Below are 20,800 nucleotides of genomic sequence, written 5' to 3'. Positions count from 1 at the left end.
TCACCAAGGAGCTCGTGATGGCGTCAGCCTCTCCACAATCGATCGTGGTCGACCGTCCGCTCGAGGGCTTACTTGCCCGGCTCGGCGTGAACGGAGCGGCCGAGCGTGCGCTGTTCGAAGCCTCGTGGCGCCAGCTATGCCGCCATGCGGCGCTGTTTGGCTACGCCGACCACCCCGACGTGGACGTCGAGCACCTCGAGCTGGCCCAGCACGTCGTGCACGAGCAGCTGGCCCAGTGGGCGCGCCGTGGCGATGCGCGAGCGGTCGAGCACGAGGCCGTGCGAACGATGCTCTCGGCCCTGCGCGGCGCCATTGGGCTCGCCGCCACGCCGCCGCGTCCGGAGCTCGCGACCCTGCTCGGGCCGGCGCAGGCGAGGCTGTGCGCCGCGGCGCGGTGTCAGTACGTGCCGCTGGTCGAGCTGTTCCACTACAACCGCTCGCTCGAGCGTCACTATCGCGTCCACGAGAGCTTCGTCGAGCTCGTCGACTGGTGCGTCGCGGCCATCGAGCACGCCCGGGACGCTCCTCCCGACGCCGAGGGACTCACCAAGCAGGTGCGCCGCTTCGTCGCCGTCGTGCAGCATCTGCGGCCGAACGAGCGTCGTCTTCCGAGCGCCGAGCGCGGCACCGAGGCCAGTGCGAGGGCGAAGGCCGTGGCCGAGGATCTGCCGCCCGAGCTGGTGGGCTCGCCGCCGGCGCTGGCCGATCGCGCGGCCGCGTCTGCCCCCGCGCACGACGCCGAGCCCGGAGCCGGCTACATGCACGTGCTGCACTGGTACGAGCTGCTCGGTACGCAGCTGGACTGGGGCGCGCTCGAGCGCACGGGAGCCGAGGGCGTTGGCACTCCGCGGCGCCTGCCTCCGCTGCTCCACAGCGCGCTGCTGGTGCACCTGCTCGGGCTCGAGGATCGCCGTCGCAAGGCGGTGCTGTCGGCGGCGGTCGACCGCCTGCTCGTCCATCGCTTCATTCCCGCCGCTCACGCGGTGGGGTCCAGGAACAATCGGCACGAGCCGGTGGCGGCGCTGCTCGTGAGCGTGATCGGGGCGGCGCTGCGCCCCTGGAGCTTCGTGGCTCCGGCGCTGCGCCCCGACGAGCGCATCGTGCTGGTGGCGCTGCTGGCCGAGCTCGCCACCAGCAAGGCCCTCAAGCTGCTGCACGACGAACGGCAGCACGCCGACGCCCACGACGAGCCCCAGCGGATCCGTACCGCCGTGAATCGGGCGCTCGCGCGCTGGCCCGGCTGCGTGCACGAGGTCTCGCCCAAGCAGCGCATCGATCGGGTGGTCGCGGGCATGCGCTACCTGAGCCGCGTGCGGCGGGGTACCGAGCCGCGCGTCCGCGATCTCGCCATCGTGGGCGAGCTGCTCGGGCGCTGAGCCCACCCTCACGTCGTCATCGACTCAAGCCACCGGCTCGCGCGCGAGCCGGATGGAGGACCCATGTCGTTCGTCAACTACGCCTCTCGAGAGATCACCTACAAGCTCGTCTACTACGGCCCCGGTCTCTGCGGAAAGACGACCAACGTGGAGCACCTGCACCGCAGCGCCAGGGCCACGGCGCGGGGCAAGCTCGTCTCGCTGACCACCGAGACCGAGCGCACCCTGTTCTTCGACTTCATGCCGCTGACGGTCGGCAAGCTCTCCGGGTTCGACGTGCGCTTCCACCTCTATACCGTCCCCGGGCAGGTGTTCTATCGCGCCTCCCGGCGCTTGATCCTGGGCGGGGTCGACGGGGTGGTGTTCGTGGCCGACAGCCAGCGCGAGCGCCTCGAGGCCAACCTCGAGAGCATCGAGGACATGCACGAGTGCCTGCGCGAGCACGGGCTCGAGGCCAAGGGCGTGCCGCTGGTGCTTCAGTGCAACAAGCAGGACCACGAGGATGCGGTCACGCTGGACGAGCTGCGGCGCGAGCTGGGGCTGGAGCACGTGCCCACGATCTCCGCCGTCGCCGTTCGCGGGATCGGCGTGCGCGAGACGTTCGAGCGCCTCGCCAAGACGGTGGTGAGTCGGGTGGGAAGGCGATGAGCCATCGCGAGCACACCGGTCCGAAAGGGCGTCGGTTGGCCACCGACCGCCGGGTCAGAACCGGCCGTGCACGCCCAGCCCCAGCGCCCGACCCGACGACCACGGGCCCAGGACCGCGGTACGCTTGGTGGAGATCGCCTGCAGCTCCTGCTGGTGGCGATTGCGGCGCGTCAGTCCCACCCCGAGCAGGGTGCCTCCCACGGACGCGATCACGAGCCCCGAGGCGATTCCGATGAGCCCCATGCGTTTCTTGATCCGTGCCGCCTCGGGATCGCCCGCCTCCTGAAAGAGGTTGGCCTCCTTCTTCTCCTCGATGCGCCCGCTGATGTACAGCGGCAGCGAGAGCAGGCACACCAGACCCCCGAGCCCGGTGACCACGTAGCCCGCGATCGCCATGCGCTCGTCGCGACGCAGGTCTTCACGCAGCATGATCTCGTCTGCGCTCGGGGGCGGTGGGGTGGGGACGACGGCGGGAACCGGGGCGGGCTCGGCTGCGGGGGCGGGCTCGGGCTCGGCCGACCGATCCAGTGCCGCCACGCGCCAGGGGCTTGCCTCGACCACCCGGGGCAGCGGCGCGAGCCCTGCGGTCACCGCGACGACGATCACGAGCCGTCGGCGATCCACACCCTCCATCCATGTGCGCACCATGGGGCCATCATACGGCCGCGTGATCAAGGGCGCTCGTGGTATCTCGGTGGTCTCCGGCGCAACCGCCGAGGTTCGGGGGCGCCCGAGCACGGTCTCGAGCGTGACCGACCGAAACACTGTTGGGTGGTTTCCCCGTGCAGTAGCATCGCGCCGTGGCACAGGGCATCGCGGCGAAATGGCAGGCACTCGTCGACCTCGCGGCGACCAAGGGGCTCGAGCGGGGGGCGTATACGGTGCCGCGCGGGTTGCAGTGGGCACGCAAGGCGTCGCCGCAGCACGAGATCCAGCTGCGTCCGCCTCCGGCCTCGTACGTGGCGCTGCTCGAGGCGATCGGAGGGTGTCCGGTGTTCGGGCTGTGCTACTACGACCGCGACGGCTGGTCGTTCTTGTCGCCCTCGGCGCAGGAAGTCCTCAGTACCGATCTTCCGACCCCCGATGACGTGTGGCCCGAGGCGGACGATGCAGGCGTCATCCGCTGCCCCTTCGTGTTCTTCGCAGGCGTCGAACTGTCCGACATCGAGGGCTGGGCGTTCGGCCCCGATCCTGCCCGCGGGGACACGATTGTGTGGGAGGTCGAAGGCGGCATGCCGCGCACGCCGGCAGGCCCCTTCGAGGCATGGTTCGACCAGCGGCTCGACGAGGCGCTCGACCGCATCGGGAGTGCAGGCGAAGCCGAGCTGTCCGGCTGGCGAGAGGCGCTGGCGAAGGAGGACGACCCCCATCGTCTCATCGACTACTCGATCGAGCGCAGGCTCGGCGACATCGATCAGCGCACGGACGTCGACCGAGCCTTGGTCTGGGTGGTCGATCCCTCGACGCGCCCGTACTGCTACGGACTCTGGGATACCCAACAGAGCCGATGGCGCATCGAGCCCCGGCCGATGTACCGGGTGAGCCCCTTCACCAGGGGCGTGGCCGAGGTCATCTTCGGGGAGGAAGGCAGCTCCTACGGCGGCCCCTGGGTTCGTATCGATCCGCAGGGCACTCGCCAGTGAACCGGAAGCCGGTCGCGGGGCGAGCAGAGCAAAGCGCCCCGGTCGCCCCGACCAATGCCCCCCTCCGGGGGCTACTAGAAATTACACTCCACCACCATCGCGGTGATGTTGTCCGTGCCGCCGGCCTCGTTGGCGCGGTCGATCAACGTCGACACCGCGTCCTCGAGATCCTTGCTCTTCTGGATGATCTCGTGGATCTCGTCGTCGGTGAGCATGCCCGACAGGCCGTCGGAGCACAGCACGTAGCGGTCGCCGTTTTGCAGGTCGATCTTGGTGATGTCGACCATCACGTGGTCGCGCATGCCGAGCGCACGCGTGATCACGTTCTTGTGGGGGAAGTTGCGCGCCTCCTCCTCCGTCATGTCGGGGCGCGCTTCCTTGTAGTCCTCGAGCAGCGAGTGGTCGCGCGTCATCGGCTTGATGCTGCCGTTGCGCACGCGATAGCACCGCGAGTCACCCACGTGCGCCACGAAGCCCTGATCGCCCTTGACGATGAAGGTGACGATGGTGGTGCCCATGCCCCGCAGCTGCGGGTTCTTGGCGGCCGACTCGTGGATGCGCTTGTTGGCCAGCCGGATGGAGGCCACCATGCGATTCTCCACATAGGACAAAGAATGGTCGTAGCGGTACGGCCACGTCGCGTCCTGATCCTTGCTGTGGCGATAGAACTCGCCGATGACGTCGGCCGCGAGCTTGCTGGCGACCTCGCCGGAGGCATGACCTCCCATCCCGTCGGCTACCAGGAAGAGCTGCTCGTCCTCGATCAGCGCGAAGTAGTCCTCGTTGTGAGTCCGCTTCATGCCGACGTCGGTCTTGGCCGCGTACCGGATTCGCACGTCGCCGGTCATCCTATCCGAGGCCGTTGGCCCGTCCAAGGTGCCCCGCACCAGAAGAGTCCGACGCCCGATCCCCCCCTGGCCACGCGACCGGCCGCCCAGGGACGGAGCGCCCCCAACGGGCCTTCGAGACGCCCGAAAACGGCCCATGCGCGACCTTGACATTTGCTCAGTAATGCACCACTGTTCGGTGCGCTCACCCCGTGACCGAGAACGCCTCATCCTCCGTACAGGGCCCCGTTGGGGCTCCCGTGGTGCATCTGCTGACCGTGGGCGACGAGCTGCTCGCGGGCGACATCGTCGACGGCAACAAGGCCCGGATGGCCGCGCGCGCCCGCGCGCTGGGCCTCGAGGTGCGCCGGGCCGTCTCCGTTCGCGATCGCATCGACGAGATCGTGGCGGCGCTGCGCGAGGCGAGGGACGAGGCCCACGTGTGCCTCGTCTCGGGGGGTCTGGGCCCCACCACGGATGATCTCACCACGGCGGCCGTGGCCAAGGCAGCCGGTCGCCCGCTGCGTCGCGACCCCGACGCGGTGGAGCGGCTGCGGGAGAAGTTCCGCCGCTTCGGGGTCGCCCAGATGCCCGAGGCCAACCTCAAGCAGGCCGACTTTCCCGAGGGGGCGGAGATCTTGCCCAACCCCATCGGCAGCGCCGAGGGTTTGATGTGCGTGCTCTCCCGCGAGCCGTCGGGCGCGTCTGCCGATGGGGCCGACGAGCCCAGCGGGAGCAGTGAGCACGGCTGCCTCGTGTTCGTGATGCCCGGGGTCCCCCGCGAGCTCGAGCGCATGCTCGCCGAGCAGGTCGAGCCGCGACTGACGGCGCGGTTGGGCGCTCGCTTCGCGCTGCGCCCGATCCCGCGTCGCATCCATCGGGTGCTCGGCATGGGCGAGTCGACGGTCGCAGCCCGCATCGAGGGGCTCCTGGCCCGCGCGCGCGAGCGCTCGCCCGGCCTGGCCGCGATGTACGTGCACTACCGGGCCAGCATCCAGCACGTCATGGTCGTGCTCGAGGGCACCGCGGGGGCCGACGGAGAGCAGGCCACCGAGGACGAGCTCGCCTCGCTCGACGAGGAGATGAAGGAGGCGCTCGCGCCGGGTCTCTATGGCATCGGCGAGGTCGAGCTGGCGCCGCGCGTGGTCGAGGCGCTCATCGGGGCCAACCTTCGCTTCGCTACCGCCGAGTCGTGCACGGGCGGAGGACTCGGGGCCCTGATCACCACCGTCTCCGGATCCTCGGCGTGCTTCCGCGGCGGGATCATCTCCTACGACAACGAGATCAAGGAGCGCCTGCTCGGCGTGCCGGGCGACATGCTGGCCACGTTCGGCGCCGTCTCCGAGCCGGTGGCGCGGGCCATGGCCCTTGGCGCTCGCACCCAGCTACGCACCGATCTCGCCGCCGGGATCACGGGGATCGCCGGCCCCGGCGGTGGATCCCCCGAGAAACCCGTGGGAACCGTCCACATCGCCATCGCCGATGGCGCCGAGACCTTCCACAAGGCACTGCAGCTGCGGGGCGATCGTGGCACGGTACAGGCGGCCTCCGTCCTGTGGGCGCTCAAGCTCTTGTGGGATCGGTTGCTCGCTCGCGGGATCGCCTCCATCACCGAACGCAATCCGCCACGCGAGTCACCACGCGACTCATAGACCAGAAGACCAAGACCATGGCATCGAACGACAAGGACAAGGATCCCACCAAGCAGCGCGACACGGCCATCGACCTGGCGCTCGCCACCATCGAGAAGCAGTTCGGCAAGGGCTCCATCATGCGGCTGAACGCCGACGGCAAGCTGCCGACCGGCGAGGTCAAGGTCATTCCCACCGGCTGCCTGGGTCTCGACATCGCCCTCGGGGTGGGGGGGCTGCCGCGCGGGCGCATCATCGAGATCTACGGCCCGGAGTCGTCGGGCAAGACCACCCTGGCCCTGCACGCGGTGGCCGAGGCGCAGAAGCTCGGGGGCGTGTGCGCCTTCATCGATGCCGAGCACGCGCTCGACGTGGGCTACGCCCGCAAGATCGGCGTGCGCACCGACGACCTCCTGGTCTCGCAGCCCGACTACGGGGAGCAGGCGCTCGAGATCTGCGACATGCTCGTGCGCTCGGGAGCGGTGGACATCGTGGTGGTCGACTCGGTGGCTGCGCTCACGCCCAAGGCCGAGCTCGAGGGCGAGATGGGCGACTCCCACGTGGGTCTGCAGGCACGGCTGATGAGCCAGGCGCTGCGCAAGCTGACCGGGTCGATCTCCCGCAGCCGCACGATCGTGATCTTCATCAACCAGCTGCGCATGAAGATCGGTGTGATGTTCGGCAGCCCCGAGACCACCACCGGCGGCAACGCGCTCAAGTTCTACGCGTCGATGCGCCTCGACATCCGACGCATCGGGGCGATCAAGTCCTCCGAAGCCGTGGTCGGCAACCGCACCCGCGTCAAGGTGGTCAAGAACAAGCTCGCGCCGCCGTTCCGCGAGGTCGAGTTCGACATCACCTACGGCGAGGGCGTCAGCCGCGAGGGCGTGCTCGTCGACATGGGCGTCGATCAGAACGTGGTCGACAAGTCGGGGGCGTGGCTGTCGTACCGCGGCGAGCGAGTGGGGCAGGGGCGCGAGAACGCCAAGCAATTCCTCAAGGAGCATCCCGAGATCGCGGCGCGGATCGAGGCCGACATCCTCAAGAAGCACGGGCTCGGTGCGCCGGCCGCCAACGGCCCCGGTGCGGGCGAGGCCAGCGAGGCCGAGGTGGGGCAGGCGGTGCCCAAGCCCGAGCCCAAGCCCAAGAGCAAGAACCCGGTGGGTGGCAGCAACGGCCGGGCGCGCGCGCGCGCGTAAGCGGCCCGCGTGGTGCGAGGGCGGCCGGCTGCTCCCACAATTCGAGCCTCGGACCGAGCTTGGGTATCCTCGACGGGATGCCAGTGATGCGGGAAGGCCTCGTTGGGGGATTCGGTCGACTCGGGCTCGCGGCCGCGTGGGTGCTCGCCGCGGCGTGCCAGGAGCCCAACCCGGACTTCGACGGGCCGGCCTCGGGCGCGAGCTCGAGCAGCGGGGACGGCACCACGTCCACCACGACCGCCGAGCCCATGACCACCACGGGAGTGGGGACCGGGTCCATGACGACCAGCGGTTCCGACACCATGCCGCCGCTCGACGACGGCTCGAGCGGTCCGGGAAGCACGACCGACCCGGACACGAGCGGCTCGTCGAGCAGCTCCGGCGGCGAAAATCCCTTGTATCCCCCGTGCGTGCTCGATGGCGGCCCCGAGTGCACCAAGCCCTACGAGGAGTGCTACGACTCCGCGGCCCCCGAGTTCACGGTGTGTACGATCCCCTGCGACGAGGACTCGGACTGTCCCGAGCCCTCGACCGGCAACGCGGAGGTCGTGTGTGCGGGGCAGGGCAACGACCAGTGCTTGCTCGATTGCTCGGGAGGAGCGACGTGCCCCGACGGCATGGAGTGCCAGCAAGTGGGGCCGGGGGGCATGTTCAATCGCTGCCTGTGGTCGAGCTGATTCCGCGCTAGCGCCCCAGCCCCACCTCGAGCGCCTCGCGGACGTTGCTCACCTCGCACAGCTCGAGCCCCTCGGGCACGCCCGTGGTCTTGCGCTGGTCACGGCGCTTGGCCACCAGGGCGCGCCGAAAGCCCAGCCGCGCCGCCTCGGCCAGGCGCAGCTCGATCCGCGTCGCCTGCCGGATCTCTCCGGTCAGGCCGATCTCCCCCACCGCGACCAGCTCGGGCGGCAGCGGTCGGCGCATGTGGCTCGAGGCCACGGCCATCAGCACCGCGAGATCCGACGCCGGCTCGAACAGCCGCAGCCCGCCGGCCACGTTCATGAACACGTCCTGGTCGAGCACGAACATGTCGCCGTGGCGGTCGAGCACCGCCATCAGCATGGCCAGGCGCGAAGGATCGACGCCCACGCAATTGCGCCGCGGGCTGCCGCCCATGCTCTGGGCCAGCAGCGCCTGCACCTCGAGCAGCAGCGGGCGCGAGCCCTCGAGGCTCGCCGTCACGCACGAGCCCGGAGCCGCGGCGGGTCGCTCGGCGAGCAGAGCCTCCGAGGGGTTGTCGATCGGTCGCAACCCCTGGCCGGTCATCTCGAACACCCCGAGCTCCTGCGTGCTGCCGAAGCGGTTCTTGGTCGCGCGAAGCAGGCGGGTCGAGCGATCCTCGTCACCCTCGAAGGCCACCACCGCATCGACCATGTGCTCGAGCAGCTTGGGACCGGCGAGCTGTCCATCCTTGGTCACGTGGCCCACCACGATCACGGGGACGCCGGCCGACTTGGCGTAGCTGACCAGCTGCGTGCTCACGGCGCGGATCTGGGTGACGTTGCCGGGCAGGCCCTGGTGCGCCTCGCTGTAGATCGTCTGGATCGAGTCGATGACCAGCACCGCGGGGGAGGGGCGCAGGCCTCGCGCCGCGCTCAGCACGGACTCCACCACGGTCTCGGCCAGCAGCAGCAGCCGCTCGTGGGTGGCCTCGAGCCGGGTGGCACGGCCGGCGACCTGCGCCACCGATTCCTCACCGCTGGCGTAGAGCACCGGGCCGACCGAGCGGGCCAGCGCGGCGCTCACCTGCAGCAGCAGGGTCGACTTGCCGATCCCCGGAGGCCCGCCCACCAGCACCACGCTGCCGGGCACCAGACCACCGCCCAGCACCCGGTCGACCTCGCCGATGCCGCAGCTGCGACGCGGGCCCTCGTCGATCTCGTCGGCCCGGGTGACGGGGATCGGCGCGGCGGGCCGCTGCGACAGCACGACGCGTCCATCGCCGACCGGCGCCTCGATCTGCTCCTCGAGGGTGTTCCACGCGCGACAATCGGGGCACTGGCCGAACCACTGCGAGCTGACGGCCGCGCACGCGGAGCACACCCACTGACGCTTGGGCTTGGACGACTTGGCCTTGGCCATGGAGGGGGACTCTACGACGCCTTGGAGGCGGCGGGCCATGGGGAGAAGGGCGCGCGAAAGCGGTCGCGAGCGACGGAGGCTCCGTTGTCGTCGCTTTGGCATCGATGCAACAATGTCGGGGCTCTCGGCCGCTCGCAGGCGGAGAGCCGGGGAGGAATGACCCTCAACGAGCTCCGCGCGTTCATCACCGTCCTCGAGGCGGGATCCTTCATTGCGGCGAGCGAGGCAAGCGGGGTCTCTCGCTCCACCCTTCGCACGCGCATCGACGAGCTGGAGAAGAGCGTGGGCTCGGCCTTGCTCGTGCGCGGCTCGGGGGGCGTCGAGGTGACGGAGGCCGGCCGCTTGCTCGAGTCGGGGGCGCGCGCCCTGGTGCGAGACGCGGAGCGGCTCAAGACGCGGCTCTCCGAGCCCGGCGACGAGCTGATCGGGGAAGTGCACATCGTGCTCCCCCTCGGGGCGGGGCCGCCGCTGCAGCGCGGGATCGCGATGGCGCTGCACCAGCGGTACCCGGGGCTGCGGCTACGCCTCGAGTTCTCGCCCGATCCCGTGGCGGAGCTCGGCAGCGGCGCCGACCTCTACGTGCTGTTCGGTACCCCGCCGCCCGAGGGACCGTACCGGACCTTCGTGCTCATGCGAACGCCCATGCGGCTGCTCGCGAGCCCGGCCTATCTCGAGCGCCGCGGTCGTCCGTCGACGCTCGAGGAGCTGGTGGAGCACGAGCTGCTCCACTGGCGCGGCCCCAACCAGGAGACCTCGTGGCCGCTGCTGACCGGCGGCATGCTGCCCATCGAGCCGTGGTTTTCGTGTCCCAATCTCTACACGGTTCGCTTGCTCGTGGCCGCGGGGCAGGGCATTGCGCTGTTGCCCGCCAACCCGCGCCTGAACGGTCTGTTCGGCGACGATGTGGAGGTCGTGCTCCCCGAGCTGGTCGGTTGGGAGGCGACGGCCCGTGCGGTGCTGCTCGAGGACCGCGCCAGGCTGCGCCGCACCCGGGCCGCAGCGCAGTTCTTCCGCGACCTCGGCGACGGGACGGTGCTCGCCGGCATCGGCAAGCGGGCGGGCGCCGGCACCGACGCATGAGCGCAGGCCCAGGCCGTCGCGCGCCCGTACGCCCCGCTCGGCGGCTCGCGCTTCGAGGTCGCGCGCGCGCCGGATCGGCGTTCTTCGGGCGATGATCAGGATTTCGCCACTTGCTGTCGCGATTCTTGCCAGGGGTGGCGGTCGTTCGCCAGTGCCGCGGGGCGATGTGCATGGCATCCCGGACTGGGAGCAGGCAGGCGAGCGGCGATGGAACTCGAGCAATTGCGAGCGTTCGTGGGGGTGGTCGAGCACGGCTCGTTGCTCACCGCGAGCAAGGCGATGAGGATCTCGCGAACCACGCTGCACTCGAGGATCTCGGCGCTCGAGGAGGGGCTGGGACGCGAGCTGCTGGTGCGCACGTCTCGGGGGGTGCTGCCCACCGAGGTCGGGCGCGAGCTGGCCGAAGGGGCGCGGCGGCTGCTTGCCGATGCGGAGGCACTGGCCCAGTCGGCCGCGCACGACGGAGACCGCGTGCTCGGGCGGCTGCGCCTGTGCGCGGCGGTCGGGTTTCCGCCGCAGCTGGCGATGGCGCTCACCTCCCAGCTCGCGCGACGGCATCCCGAGCTGGAGATCGCGGCGGAGGTGACGGGAGATCCTTGCGATGATCCCGATCCCGACGCCGATGTGATCGTGCACTTCGGACCGGCGGTGCCGAAGGGGCCGTTTCGGACGTTTGCCCTCACCCACGTGCAGGAGCGGCTGCTGGCCAGCCGGAGGTACCTGGAGGAGCACGGACGGCCGCAGTCGCTCGAGGCGCTGTGCGAGCATCGGCTGCTGAGCTGGCGGCCGCCGGGAGAAGATGGGCGCCGCTGGCCGCTGTGCGACGGGTCGACGCTCGAGGTGTCGCCGGCCGTGGTGAGCAACGACGTGCTCGTGGTGCGAGGGCTCGCGGCAACGGGGCAGGGGATCGCGCGGGTGCCCGACGCCGCGCTCGGGTTCGGACCCGGGGTGATGGGCATGGGCGACGCGCTCGAGACGGTGATGGCCGACGAGGTGGGGCGAAGGATCGGCGTATGGGTGCTCTTGCCCGAGACGCGAGCCGATACTCCGCGGAGCCGGGCGGCGGCGAGGCTGCTGCGAGAGCTCGCCGCCGGGCTCGCGAGGGGGAAGCGGCGAGGCACCGCGTGAGCGCGGCGTGACCGCTCGCCGCGACCTGCGTCGCGCGAGCTTCACTCGGCCGCCGAGACGTACAAGATCCCCAGGCACATCTCGTCGAGCGTGCCATCGCCCCAGTTGCGATCGACCGGGTCGAGCTGGATCCCGTCGACGACGGGCTGGTTCTCCGCGCTGTTGTCCCACCAGCACTGTAGGTGCAGCTCCTGATCGGCGGTCCACGTGATCGGCTGCGCGAGCGCATACGACGACTGCCAGTCGAAGTCCCACTCGGGTACGTCGAGCATGCACTGCTCGTTGCCACCACCGGAGTCGCGGACCGTCAGCCGACCGCGCGTGCCGAACAGGTGCATGTGCAGCCCGGCGGTCCAGACGATCAAATCATCGTCGGCCTGGGCGCCGATCCCCGGGAGCACGCCGTTGAGGAACACCGGGTGCGTGCGATCCATCGTGGCCTCGTGGGTCACGTTGGCATCGCCTGCGGGGATCAGCATCGAGGTGGTGCCGGTCAGCCATCCCAGGTCGGCCAGCGGCATCAGCACGGCCGGGCGGTCCACGGAGGGCTGCAGGCGCAGGCCGATCGCGCTGCGATCGGAGAGCCCGGCGTTGCCCACGGTGTTGTAGTGCACCTGGAACACGATGGTGGAGCCGGGGAGGATCCGCTGGCCCACGCCCTCGGGGGCGATGGACGCCCCCACGCCGGGGACCCAGGCACCCAGCCAGCGTGCGCTCCCATCGAGCATGCCGGGCCCGCCAAAGCAGGTGTAGCCCGCCTCGGGATCGGCGGCATCGAGGTCGACGTAGGGGCCCTCGTTGCCCGGGTCGATCTGGAAGGCGATCACGTGGTGCACGATTGCTCGCTCGCCCGGGTAGACCTCGAACCCGGTCATGAATTGCTCCTCGGTCATGTCCTCCGGCATGGGGATGAGGAAGCAGCGATAGTCGTCGGGGGTGCTGGCGTCGGGCGTGTAGCTCTGCGGCATCTCGAGCATCACGTCGGGCACGAGCTCGGGGGGCGGAGGATCGGCGGGCGGTGCATCCTCGGGATCGCCCTGCGGCATGTCGGTGGCGAGGTAGGCCAGCAGCTGGTCCTTGTGCTCGGGCTCCAGCGACAGCGGGTCGGCGTACTGGTTGCACGCATCGTCGGGGCCCCAGGGGGGCATCACGTCTTGTTCGATCGCCCAGATCGCCGCGGGTCCGTAGGTCACGAAGTCCTCGTAGGTATCGAGCGGAAACGGGGCCACCTCGCCGGGGCGATGGCAGTTGGCGCACTTGTCTCGCACGATCGGCTCGATGTCCCGCCACCAGGTCAGCGCATCGTCGGGCAGCGTCTCGGTGCCATCGGCCGAGTCGGTGTCGGTGTCGGTGGCCCCGGTGCCATCGGTGCCCGCGTCGGCGGCGGGCTCGTCGTCCTTGCAGGCGGCGGTCGGGAGCAGCAGCAGTGCGCACAGCGAGGCAGGGCCGAGGGACAGGGGAGCGCGGGGGGTCGTTCTTGACGTCGCCATGGTGCTACCCGACACCATGACAAGCGACGCCGCGCTTGGGGTGGCCGGAATTTCGACACCGGGTGAACAGGGCTCCCCGCGACGCTGGCGGCCGAGGCTTCCAAGGCTCGCGACGCCTTCGCGTCACGCCGGAGCCGCGTCGCTGCGCGGCTCGGGAATCCAGGCCGCCACGAGCAGCCCCGTGATCAGGATCGACCCCGCGGCCAGGAGCGTGCAGCCCAAGAAGCCCGCGTCGGCATAGATGGGCCCGGCCAGCGCCGCTCCCACGCCTCCGCCGAGCTGGCCGATCGCGACGACCAGGCTCATCAGGGCCCCGCGCTGCTCGTCGCCCACCAGCGCGGTGAGCAGCGCCTGGAACGGCGACAGTCGCAGCGCCAGCAGCAGCATGGCCACGAAGAACAGCACATAGGCGGCCGTGGGCGCGGTGACCAGCACGGTGGTGAGCGCGAACATCACGGCCGTGCCCACGCACGAGACGATGATGAGCGGCTTGCGACCGAAGTGATCGCTGAGCCGACCTGCCTGCGGCCCGAAGAGCACGCTGGAGATCCCGCCCACCACGAACAGCAGCGCGATCCCGTCGGCGTCCATGCCCAGCGCTTGCCCGGCCCACGTGGGCATGTAGGTCACGAACGACGAGACGGCGAAGAACATGGTGGCGTAGGCCAGCGCCGCGCCCTGCACCTGGCGCTGGCCGAGCAGGCCCATGTAGCCGCGCAGGGCCGTGCCCACGGTGAGGCGCGCACGATTGCGAGCCTGGGCCGACGACATCGACGATGGCTGCGGCACCACGAGCAGCACGAGCACGAACGCCCCGCCCATGAGCACCGCGAACAGCACGAACGCGGCGCCGAAGCCGAAGCGATCGGCCAGCACGGTGCCGGCGGGCACCCCGAGCACCTGGCCGACCGCGAAGCCGCTCATCACCCAGCCGCTGGCCCAGCCGCGGCGATCGTAGGGAAAGTAGTCGCCGATGTAGGCGATCGCCGAGCCGGTGAGGATGCCAGCCGCCACCCCGGCGAGCATGCGCACGGTGAGCATGCTCGCGTAGCCCGTGGCCAGCGGGTGCAGCAGCAAGGCCGCGGCCAGGGCTCCGGAGCCCCATAGCAGGATCGGGCGCCGACCGACCCGGTCGGAGATCGGGCCCACCACCAAGGCGAACACCGAGAGCGTGAGGGCGAAGCCGGTGACCAGGGTGCCGCGCAGGGCGGGCGCGATGTGCAGCTCCTCGCCGATCTGCGGCAGGATCGGCGCCACGATCATGATCTGGCTGGTCGAGGCCAGCACGGTCAGCCACAGCGCCAGGAGCACCAGGCGATCGCGACCAGGGCTGCGCTCGGAGTTCATGCTCCCCCGGGGGCCCAAGACCGGCGTGGTGTGCCGGCGAATGGCGTTCGCGACCGCATCATCATGATGGTGCCCGATCGTCACCGACCGGGGGGCACGTTACCGGCCCAAGCCCGGATGTGCCACCGTGCCCCGTCGTTGGGGGGCTAGAAGCGAATTCCGAGCTGCCCCTGCACGGTCTGCACCGCGCGAGCGTCGCCGGTGGGGCTGGTGTCGCTGACGCGGTTGAACGCACCGAGCGGAAACAGCACGCCGTACTGCACCTGGAAGAAGATCGGCTCGCGCACGTCGTGGTAGCGGAACGCGCCGTCGAGCTCGATGCCGTAGCTGTACTTGTTGCCCAGCGTGGCCCGGCGGTTGGCCGCCAGCGCGTACTCCACGTCGACCCGCGCGCTGAAGCTGTCGAAGAAGTAGAACGCCGCCCAGGGCTTGAAGTACGCCGCGTTCGACACCGTGCCCAGGATCTCCCGGAACAGCAGCATGTCGATGTTGAAGGCGCGGTTGAAGCGGAAGTTGCTGATGACGTCGTCGTCGTCGTTGATGCCCACCGCGGCGCCTGCATCGGGCGCGTAGGGCGAGCTGGCCACGTCGCCCATCGCCATGCCCTGGTCGAGGCCGATGTGGAAGCGGTCCTTGAAGAAGCCGTACTTGAACTCGAGCGCGTAGCCGAAGTTGGCCAGGGTCTTGCGCTCGAGATCCGACGAGGTGACCGACTCGTAGATCCCCGAGTCGTCCTGTGCCGTCTCGGCCAGCGACTCGTCGAGCGCGTTGAAGCGCCCGAAGTTGCCGGCGGCCTCGAGCTCGACCCGCAGCGTGCGCCAGTTGACCCGCATCCACAGGTCGGGGGTGACCACGAAGGCGCGGCGCGCCACGAGCAGCTCGTGGTACGGCGAGTTCTGCAGCAGCCCGGCATCGGCGGCCGCGGCCGAGCCCTCGACCTGGTCCACGTCCTGGTAGCGCATCCAGGTCTTGAGCCCGTAGTTGAACACGGGCGAGCCCAGCGACAGCTTGCGTCGCAGCATGTCCTGGTCGTCGCGCCGCTCGAGCGAGGCGCTCCACTGGTAGACGTTGTCGAACTTCTCCGCGGAGATCGTCTGCCCCACCAGCCGCGCGTTGCCGTACTCGGAGCCGAGCACCTGCGCCGTGGTGGCGCCGCTGGCCGCCCAGTCCCACGAGACCGCCAGCGTGTGGGTGCGCCGGCGATCCTTGCCGAAGTCGAACCCCAGGCGCACCGAGTCGACCGAGTCGCCGTAGTCGCTGTCGAGCTGCCGCACGATGTCGGCCTGCTCGCCCCGTGCGTAGCCGTTGCCGCCGTTGGCCACCAGGCCCATGCCCCACTCCCAGGGCATGCGCCCGAACTGCAGGTCGAGCCCGAAGCCGAAGCGGATGTGGCCCCACGCGCGCTTGACCTGGATGCTGTCCTCGAGGCTGTTGACCCCGGCCTGCGGCGGCACCTGCGTGCGCGTGAACAGATCGAGATCGGCGTCGGGATTGTCGAAGCGGTAGGTGTCGGGCGTGCTGCCCAGCACCACGTTGTCGAGCAGATCCACCTGGCTGTGCACCTTGACCGTGTCGGTGATGTGCAGGGTGGGCTCGAGTCGCAGCCGCAGGTTGGCGCTGGGGAAGCCGTTGCGGCGGCGGCAGCGGTTGGTGGCGCGCTGGAGCGAGACCCCCGCGTCGGTCAGCCGCGTGAAGCAATCGGCGTCGTTGTTGAGGAACACGCTGCGCCCGGTCTCCTCGCGGTCCTCACCCGACTCGGCCGGGGGCCGAAAGAACTTGTTCGGCAGCGGATCGAAGTTGGAGTCGCGATCGGCCAAGCCGAGGTTGAGGCGGTGGAAGTAGTCGCCTCGCATGCGCAGGTAGCCGCCGAGCTCGAACAGCTGCACCCGGCGACGGCTCGGGGGCTGGGCCGGCACCTCTTCGATCGGTCGCAGCGCCTGCTTGTCCTTGGGTGCCTCTTCGGCCGGCCCTTCCTTCTTGTCCTTGCCCTGGCCGGGCTGACCTGGCGGTCCCGCTCCCGGACCGCCGGCACCGGGTCCTCCCAGGCCGGGCTGCGCAGCTGCGCTGGGCGTGATCCCCAGCATCACGCCGGCGGAGAGCAGCACGAGCAAGGGCAGGGGGCGATACGACGCGGGTCGACGTCCGCGTGGGTACGGGGTGCCGCTCATCGAAAAAGGCGTCGCACGCTAACAGCGCGCCACCGGGGCGTCAACTTGGGCCCGGGGGTCCTGGGATGGCTTGCCGCGACCGAAGGGGTCGGTGTGATCCTGTTCACGGCAGGCGCTGGGGCCGGGCTCGGCGATCGGCCCCAGGCCAGCATCAGTCCGGCATCAGGCCGGCATCAGGCCGGCATCAGCCTGGGCAGGCCACCATCAGCCCAGCAGACCACCATCAGCCCGCTGGGCCACCGTCAGCCCGCAGGAATGGTGGCGCAGCCGAACTTGATGCTCACGCTGGCGTTGGCGAACCCTTGGATCTTGGTGCAGGTCTGCGGGCAGACCACGATCTTGGTCGGTGCCGCGGGGACGTCGTAGTACCAGCCATCGGTCACGCCGGCACACTGCGTCGGGTCGTCCACGCGACCGATCTGCAGGATGCCCCCCGCGCCGTCGTCGAACTCCACGTTGACCTCGTCGGGGTTGAAGCTCTCGCCGTCGGGCGGCGGCGGAATGTCGTACTCGCACGCGAGCGACGCCCCCTGCACCACCTGCATCGAGACCTGATCGAAGATCGGCCCGAAGTTCTGCTCGCAGAGGTTGCCGAACACGCCGCCCGTGAGCCCGACCAGGTCGAGGTACTCCTGGGACAGCGCCGCCGCCAGCAGGCAGCACGAGGTCATCTGGACGCACGCGAGGATCTCGTTCTCGGGCGAGGCGATCGCGTGGAACTTGTAGCCCGCGTGGCTCGGGTCGAGGGCCAGGAACTGGTTGTTGAAGTCGCTGGCCGACATGTCCGAGTCGTCGTCGGACACCACGATGATGTGCTTGGCGGCCGTGGGCCGCATCTGGGGGGCCCAGGTGGCGTGGTGCTGGATGATCTTCTGGAGCGCCGCGTTGCTGCCCACGCCGTCGACGATGTGCAGGTAGCCCGGCAGGTTGGTGTCGTTGGGGCACGAGCCCGAGCCCAGCGGCTGCGCCAGGCAGATCCCGGCGTCATCCGAGTCGTCGGCCGAGATCAACACCACGTGGGCGTCGATGTTGGCCAAGAAGATCTGGCTGGAGAACGTGTTCATGTGCTGCTGCACGAACCCCGCCTCGGCCGACATGCTCCCCGAGTTGTCGACCACCACGATGATGTCGGCCGGCTGGACGCCCACCATGGCGGTGTCGCTGACCTCGGCGCACCCGCCACTGTCGTCCAGCATGCCCGTGTCGACGCTGCCCACGTCGAGCTTGGTGCCGCCGCTCATGGTGCCCGGGTCGTCGCTGTCGCTCGCGGTGCTCGTCACGGTGGGGTCGTTGGTGGGATTGAAGGTCACGCCCACCGTCACGGTGGTGGTGTCCTCGCGCTCGTCGGGCCCCCCGCACGCCAGCGCGGGCAGGAGCACGGTCATCGCAACCGGAATCCATGTCTTCGTCATCATGATCGTTCCCCCCACGGCCAGTGTCGATCACGGCCGGGACCGTGACCCGGTGATGATGACGGGTCGCCGCCGATGATGGCAAGCTCCGCCCCATGACCTCGTGGTGGCAGCCGGGCCAGCTGTTGTTCGTGGGCTTTGCGGGCACCGAGGTCCCGCGGGACCTCGCCGCCTTGCTCGGGCAGGGCCGGGTGGGGGGGGTGGTGCTGTTCTCCCGCAACATCGAGTCGCCCACGCAGCTGCGCGCGCTGGTCGATGCGCTCCACGAGGCGGCCCCGCCCGAGCTGCCGCCGCTGCTGGCCATCGACCAGGAGGGCGGCCGCGTCCAGCGTCTGCGCGACCCCTGGACCGAGTGGCCGCCCATGCGTCGGCTCGGCGATCGCGATGAGCCACGGGCCACCCGCGCACTTGCGCAGGCCCTCGCCCGCGAGCTGTCCGAGCTGCGGATCCACCTCGACTTCGCCCCGGTGGTCGACGTGGACACCAACCCCCAAAACCCCGTGATCGGCGACCGCAGCTTCGGGCGCGAGCCGGCGCGGGTGATCCGCCACGCGTGCGCCGTGATCGAGGGCCTGCAGGCGGGGGGGGTGGCGGCGTGCGCCAAGCACTTCCCCGGCCATGGCGACACCGATCTCGACAGCCATCTCCAGCTCCCGCGCGTGCGCCACGATCTCCATCGCCTGCGGGAGGTCGAGCTCGCTCCGTTCGCGGCCGCGGTGGAGGCGGGCGTGGCCAGCATCATGACCGCTCACGTGGTGTTCGAGGCGCTCGATCCCAGGCGACCCGCCACGCTGTCACCCGACGTGATGGCGCTGCTGCGCGAGGAGCTGCGCTACGACGGGGTGGTGTTCTCCGACGACCTCGAGATGAAGGCGGTGGCCGATCACTTTCGGCCCGAGCAGCTCGTGCATGGCTCGCTCGAGGCCGGCGTCGACGCGATCCTGGTGTGCAGCGACGCCGGCTTGCGCGACGAGGTGCTGCAGCGGCTCGAGCGAGCGCCCGACAACCTGGTGGAGCGCGCGGTGGCCCGGGTGGTGGCGCTCAAGCAGCGCTATGCCTCGGGAGCTCGCCCGGCTGCGAGCGCGGCGGCGGTCGCTGGCGCCGACGCGCCGTCGCCATCGGGCCTCGTCATCACGCTCGATCGAGCGGTGGCGGAGGGGATCGGCCCCGCGCCCGCTGCGTCCGATCCCGCGGGTCCGCCCTATCCCGAGCACCGCGAGCTCGCCGAGCGCCTGGCCCGCGACCGGTGAGTCGCGCTAGCCTCGCCCGTATGCGCCAGTACCTCGACCTGCTCGAGGAGATCCTCGAGCACGGCGTGCCCAAGGACGATCGCACGGGTACGGGCACGCTGAGCGTGTTCGGTCGGCAGCTCCGCTTCGATCTCGGTCGCGGCTTCCCCATGGTCACCACCAAGCGCCTGCACCTGCGCTCGATCATCCACGAGCTGCTGTGGTTCCTGCGCGGTGACACCAACGTCGCCTACCTGCGCGAGCACGGGGTGAGCATCTGGGACGAGTGGGCCGATGCCCAGGGCGAGCTGGGGCCGATCTACGGTCACCAGTGGCGCTCGTGGCCCGATCGCGATGGCGGCTCCATCGATCAGATCGCGCGCGCCGTGGAGCTGATCCAAGCGAACCCCGACTCGCGACGGATCCTCGTCAGCGCCTGGAACGTGGCCGACCTCGATCGCATGGCGCTGGCGCCCTGCCACTGCCTGTTCCAGTTCTACGTGGCGCGGGGTCGCCTCTCGTGTCAGCTCTATCAGCGCAGCGCCGACGTGTTCCTCGGCGTGCCGTTCAACATCGCCTCGTACGCGTTGCTCACCCAGATGATCGCGCACGTCACCGAGCTCGAGCCGGGGGAGTTCGTCCACACCCTCGGCGACGCGCATCTCTACGTCAATCACCTCGAGCAGGCGCGGCTCCAGCTGGAGCGGGAGCCCCGGCCGAGCCCCACGATGCTCATCGAGCGCCGCCCGGCGAGCATCTTCGAGTATCGCTACGAGGACTTCGAGCTGCTCGACTACGATCCGCACCCTGCCATCAAGGCGCCGGTGGCGGTCTAGGAGTTCACGCGCATGCGGGTCGGGATCATCGTGGCCATGGCCACCAACGGGGTGATCGGCCGCGACGGCGATCTGCCGTGGCGGCTGCCCGCCGACCTGCGGTGGTTTCGGCGCGTGACCATGGGGCACCACGTGATCATGGGCCGCAAGACCTGGGAATCGATCGGGCGCCCCCTGCCGGGCCGCACCCTCGTGGTGCTCACCCGCGACCCCGAGGCACGGCGCCGCCTCGAGGAGATCCCGGGGGTGGTGGCCGAGGCCGAGCTGTCCGGCGCGCTCGACCGCGCGCGCGCGGCTGGCGACACCGAGGCGCTCGTCGCCGGCGGCGCGGAGGTCTACGCCCACGCGCTGCCCCTGGCCGACCGCCTCTATCTCACCCGGGTGCACGGGCAGGTCGAGGGCGACGTGGTGTTCCCCGCCTTCGATTCCGACCAGTGGACCGAGACCGCGCGCGAGGAGCACGCCGCCGACGACCGCCACGCCCTGCCGTTTGCGCTGTGCACCCTCGAGCGCCGGGCGCCCCCTTCCCCGGGTCGTGCTTCCTAGGCTCGGGCCCCTGTCATCGTGCCCCCCCCTCTCATGGTGCTCATGGCGCTCGAGCGGGGTCGATAATCGCGCGTCGGTCCCTCGGCTATTGTGCGCGCCCGCCCCGACGCCGATACTGGGTGAGCTGGGGTCGCCGCGTGTGAGCCCGGCGTTCGCCCCAT

Annotated in this window: 18 protein-coding genes; 11 read left to right on the top strand and 7 right to left on the bottom strand. The window is 70.3% G+C overall.

The genetic code is table 11. From position 1 onward, the window contains the following. The first annotated feature begins 17 nt into the window (after positions 1–17). Together OEB96_RS42560 and OEB96_RS42555 are read left to right on the top strand one after the other, a co-directional pair. A complete protein-coding gene (locus OEB96_RS42560) occupies positions 18–1,376 on the top strand; it encodes a hypothetical protein (RefSeq protein ID WP_266222696.1) in 1,359 nt (452 codons plus the stop codon). Positions 1,377–1,439: 63 nt separating this feature from the next. Then, the gene (locus tag OEB96_RS42555; protein WP_266222695.1) at positions 1,440–2,024 is read left to right on the top strand and encodes a GTP-binding protein; all 585 of its coding nucleotides are present in this window, start codon (positions 1,440–1,442) and stop codon (positions 2,022–2,024) included. Positions 2,025–2,078: 54 nt separating this feature from the next. On the opposite strand, the gene OEB96_RS42550 is transcribed toward OEB96_RS42555, so the two are convergent. Then, positions 2,079–2,672, bottom strand: a complete 594-nt coding sequence (locus OEB96_RS42550; RefSeq protein ID WP_266222694.1) for a hypothetical protein — start codon at positions 2,670–2,672, stop codon at positions 2,079–2,081. A 152-nt stretch (positions 2,673–2,824) separates the two neighbouring features. Between OEB96_RS42550 and OEB96_RS42545 the strand changes: the two genes are divergently transcribed. Beyond that, the gene (locus tag OEB96_RS42545) at positions 2,825–3,667 is read left to right on the top strand and encodes a hypothetical protein (protein ID WP_266222693.1); all 843 of its coding nucleotides are present in this window, start codon (positions 2,825–2,827) and stop codon (positions 3,665–3,667) included. Between the two features lie 74 nt (positions 3,668–3,741). Here the strand turns inward: OEB96_RS42545 and OEB96_RS42540 are convergent, their stop codons facing one another. Beyond that, positions 3,742–4,503 (bottom strand): Stp1/IreP family PP2C-type Ser/Thr phosphatase, encoded by a 762-nt coding sequence (locus OEB96_RS42540; RefSeq protein ID WP_266222692.1) that lies wholly within the window; start codon positions 4,501–4,503, stop codon positions 3,742–3,744. 203 nt (positions 4,504–4,706) lie between these two features. Here OEB96_RS42540 and OEB96_RS42535 point away from each other — a divergent pair, with 203 nt between their 5' ends. The 3 genes from OEB96_RS42535 (at position 4,707) to OEB96_RS42525 (ending at position 8,001) form a co-directional block, all read left to right on the top strand. Continuing rightward, positions 4,707–6,146 (top strand): nicotinamide-nucleotide amidohydrolase family protein, encoded by a 1,440-nt coding sequence (locus tag OEB96_RS42535; protein ID WP_266222691.1) that lies wholly within the window; start codon positions 4,707–4,709, stop codon positions 6,144–6,146. Between the two features lie 17 nt (positions 6,147–6,163). Then, positions 6,164–7,324, top strand: a complete 1,161-nt coding sequence (gene recA, locus OEB96_RS42530; RefSeq protein ID WP_266222690.1) for a recombinase RecA — start codon at positions 6,164–6,166, stop codon at positions 7,322–7,324. Positions 7,325–7,410: 86 nt separating this feature from the next. Next, positions 7,411–8,001, top strand: a complete 591-nt coding sequence (locus OEB96_RS42525) for a hypothetical protein (protein ID WP_266222689.1) — start codon at positions 7,411–7,413, stop codon at positions 7,999–8,001. A 7-nt stretch (positions 8,002–8,008) separates the two neighbouring features. Here OEB96_RS42525 and radA read toward each other — a convergent pair whose 3' ends face one another. Then, complete coding sequence (radA, locus tag OEB96_RS42520) at positions 8,009–9,403, bottom strand: DNA repair protein RadA (protein ID WP_266222688.1); 1,395 nt, start codon at positions 9,401–9,403, stop codon at positions 8,009–8,011. Positions 9,404–9,559: 156 nt separating this feature from the next. Between radA and OEB96_RS42515 the strand changes: the two genes are divergently transcribed. Together OEB96_RS42515 and OEB96_RS42510 are read left to right on the top strand one after the other, a co-directional pair. Beyond that, positions 9,560–10,483: a LysR family transcriptional regulator gene (locus OEB96_RS42515; protein ID WP_266222687.1), complete on the top strand. Its 924-nt coding sequence runs from the start codon at positions 9,560–9,562 to the stop codon at positions 10,481–10,483. A 207-nt stretch (positions 10,484–10,690) separates the two neighbouring features. After that, positions 10,691–11,611: a LysR family transcriptional regulator gene (locus OEB96_RS42510; RefSeq protein ID WP_266222686.1), complete on the top strand. Its 921-nt coding sequence runs from the start codon at positions 10,691–10,693 to the stop codon at positions 11,609–11,611. A 41-nt stretch (positions 11,612–11,652) separates the two neighbouring features. Here OEB96_RS42510 and OEB96_RS42505 read toward each other — a convergent pair whose 3' ends face one another. The 4 genes from OEB96_RS42505 to OEB96_RS42490 form a co-directional block, all read right to left on the bottom strand. Beyond that, positions 11,653–13,101 carry a monooxygenase gene (locus OEB96_RS42505; protein ID WP_266222685.1) on the bottom strand — a complete coding sequence of 483 codons (1,449 nt, stop codon included), beginning with the start codon at positions 13,099–13,101 and terminating at the stop codon, positions 11,653–11,655. A gap of 123 nt (positions 13,102–13,224) precedes the next feature. After that, on the bottom strand, positions 13,225–14,448 hold the full coding sequence (locus OEB96_RS42500) for an MFS transporter (protein WP_266222684.1): 1,224 nt from the start codon (positions 14,446–14,448) through the stop codon (positions 13,225–13,227). A 146-nt stretch (positions 14,449–14,594) separates the two neighbouring features. Then, complete coding sequence (locus tag OEB96_RS42495; protein WP_266222683.1) at positions 14,595–16,616, bottom strand: TIGR04551 family protein; 2,022 nt, start codon at positions 16,614–16,616, stop codon at positions 14,595–14,597. A 242-nt stretch (positions 16,617–16,858) separates the two neighbouring features. Continuing rightward, positions 16,859–18,031 carry a vWA domain-containing protein gene (locus OEB96_RS42490; protein ID WP_266222682.1) on the bottom strand — a complete coding sequence of 391 codons (1,173 nt, stop codon included), beginning with the start codon at positions 18,029–18,031 and terminating at the stop codon, positions 16,859–16,861. Between the two features lie 92 nt (positions 18,032–18,123). On the opposite strand from OEB96_RS42490, the gene nagZ reads away from it, so the two are divergent. Genes nagZ through OEB96_RS42475 form a run of 3 tightly spaced genes read left to right on the top strand, consistent with a single transcriptional unit; the run spans position 18,124 to position 20,639 of the window. Continuing rightward, on the top strand, positions 18,124–19,278 hold the full coding sequence (gene nagZ / locus OEB96_RS42485) for a beta-N-acetylhexosaminidase (RefSeq protein ID WP_266222681.1): 1,155 nt from the start codon (positions 18,124–18,126) through the stop codon (positions 19,276–19,278). A gap of 20 nt (positions 19,279–19,298) precedes the next feature. Continuing rightward, positions 19,299–20,093 carry a thymidylate synthase gene (locus OEB96_RS42480; protein WP_266222680.1) on the top strand — a complete coding sequence of 265 codons (795 nt, stop codon included), beginning with the start codon at positions 19,299–19,301 and terminating at the stop codon, positions 20,091–20,093. 12 nt (positions 20,094–20,105) lie between these two features. Continuing rightward, positions 20,106–20,639, top strand: coding sequence for a dihydrofolate reductase (locus OEB96_RS42475; protein ID WP_266222679.1), 534 nt, complete (start codon positions 20,106–20,108; stop codon positions 20,637–20,639). The last annotated feature ends 161 nt before the right edge of the window (positions 20,640–20,800 follow it).

The organism is Paraliomyxa miuraensis (assembly GCF_026337845.1).
Lineage (GTDB): Bacteria > Myxococcota_A > Polyangia > Nannocystales > Nannocystaceae > Paraliomyxa > Paraliomyxa miuraensis.
This window is presented reverse-complemented; position numbering and strand designations above follow the sequence as displayed.

Bases quoted from the DNA above. Each gene is read 5' to 3' on its own strand.
- OEB96_RS42560 (WP_266222696.1), top strand. From the start codon at position 18: ATGGCGTCAGCCTCTCCACAATCGATCGTGGTCGACCGTCCGCTCGAG.
- OEB96_RS42555 (WP_266222695.1), top strand. From the start codon at position 1,440: ATGTCGTTCGTCAACTACGCCTCTCGAGAGATCACCTACAAGCTCGTC.
- OEB96_RS42550 (WP_266222694.1), bottom strand. From the start codon at position 2,672: ATGGTGCGCACATGGATGGAGGGTGTGGATCGCCGACGGCTCGTGATC.
- recA (WP_266222690.1), top strand. From the start codon at position 6,164: ATGGCATCGAACGACAAGGACAAGGATCCCACCAAGCAGCGCGACACG.
- OEB96_RS42525 (WP_266222689.1), top strand. From the start codon at position 7,411: ATGCGGGAAGGCCTCGTTGGGGGATTCGGTCGACTCGGGCTCGCGGCC.
- radA (WP_266222688.1), bottom strand. From the start codon at position 9,403: ATGGCCAAGGCCAAGTCGTCCAAGCCCAAGCGTCAGTGGGTGTGCTCC.
- OEB96_RS42515 (WP_266222687.1), top strand. From the start codon at position 9,560: ATGACCCTCAACGAGCTCCGCGCGTTCATCACCGTCCTCGAGGCGGGA.
- OEB96_RS42510 (WP_266222686.1), top strand. From the start codon at position 10,691: ATGGAACTCGAGCAATTGCGAGCGTTCGTGGGGGTGGTCGAGCACGGC.
- OEB96_RS42505 (WP_266222685.1), bottom strand. From the start codon at position 13,101: ATGGCGACGTCAAGAACGACCCCCCGCGCTCCCCTGTCCCTCGGCCCT.
- OEB96_RS42500 (WP_266222684.1), bottom strand. From the start codon at position 14,448: ATGAACTCCGAGCGCAGCCCTGGTCGCGATCGCCTGGTGCTCCTGGCG.
- OEB96_RS42495 (WP_266222683.1), bottom strand. From the start codon at position 16,616: ATGAGCGGCACCCCGTACCCACGCGGACGTCGACCCGCGTCGTATCGC.
- OEB96_RS42490 (WP_266222682.1), bottom strand. From the start codon at position 18,031: ATGATGACGAAGACATGGATTCCGGTTGCGATGACCGTGCTCCTGCCC.
- nagZ (WP_266222681.1), top strand. From the start codon at position 18,124: ATGACCTCGTGGTGGCAGCCGGGCCAGCTGTTGTTCGTGGGCTTTGCG.
- OEB96_RS42480 (WP_266222680.1), top strand. From the start codon at position 19,299: ATGCGCCAGTACCTCGACCTGCTCGAGGAGATCCTCGAGCACGGCGTG.
- OEB96_RS42475 (WP_266222679.1), top strand. From the start codon at position 20,106: ATGCGGGTCGGGATCATCGTGGCCATGGCCACCAACGGGGTGATCGGC.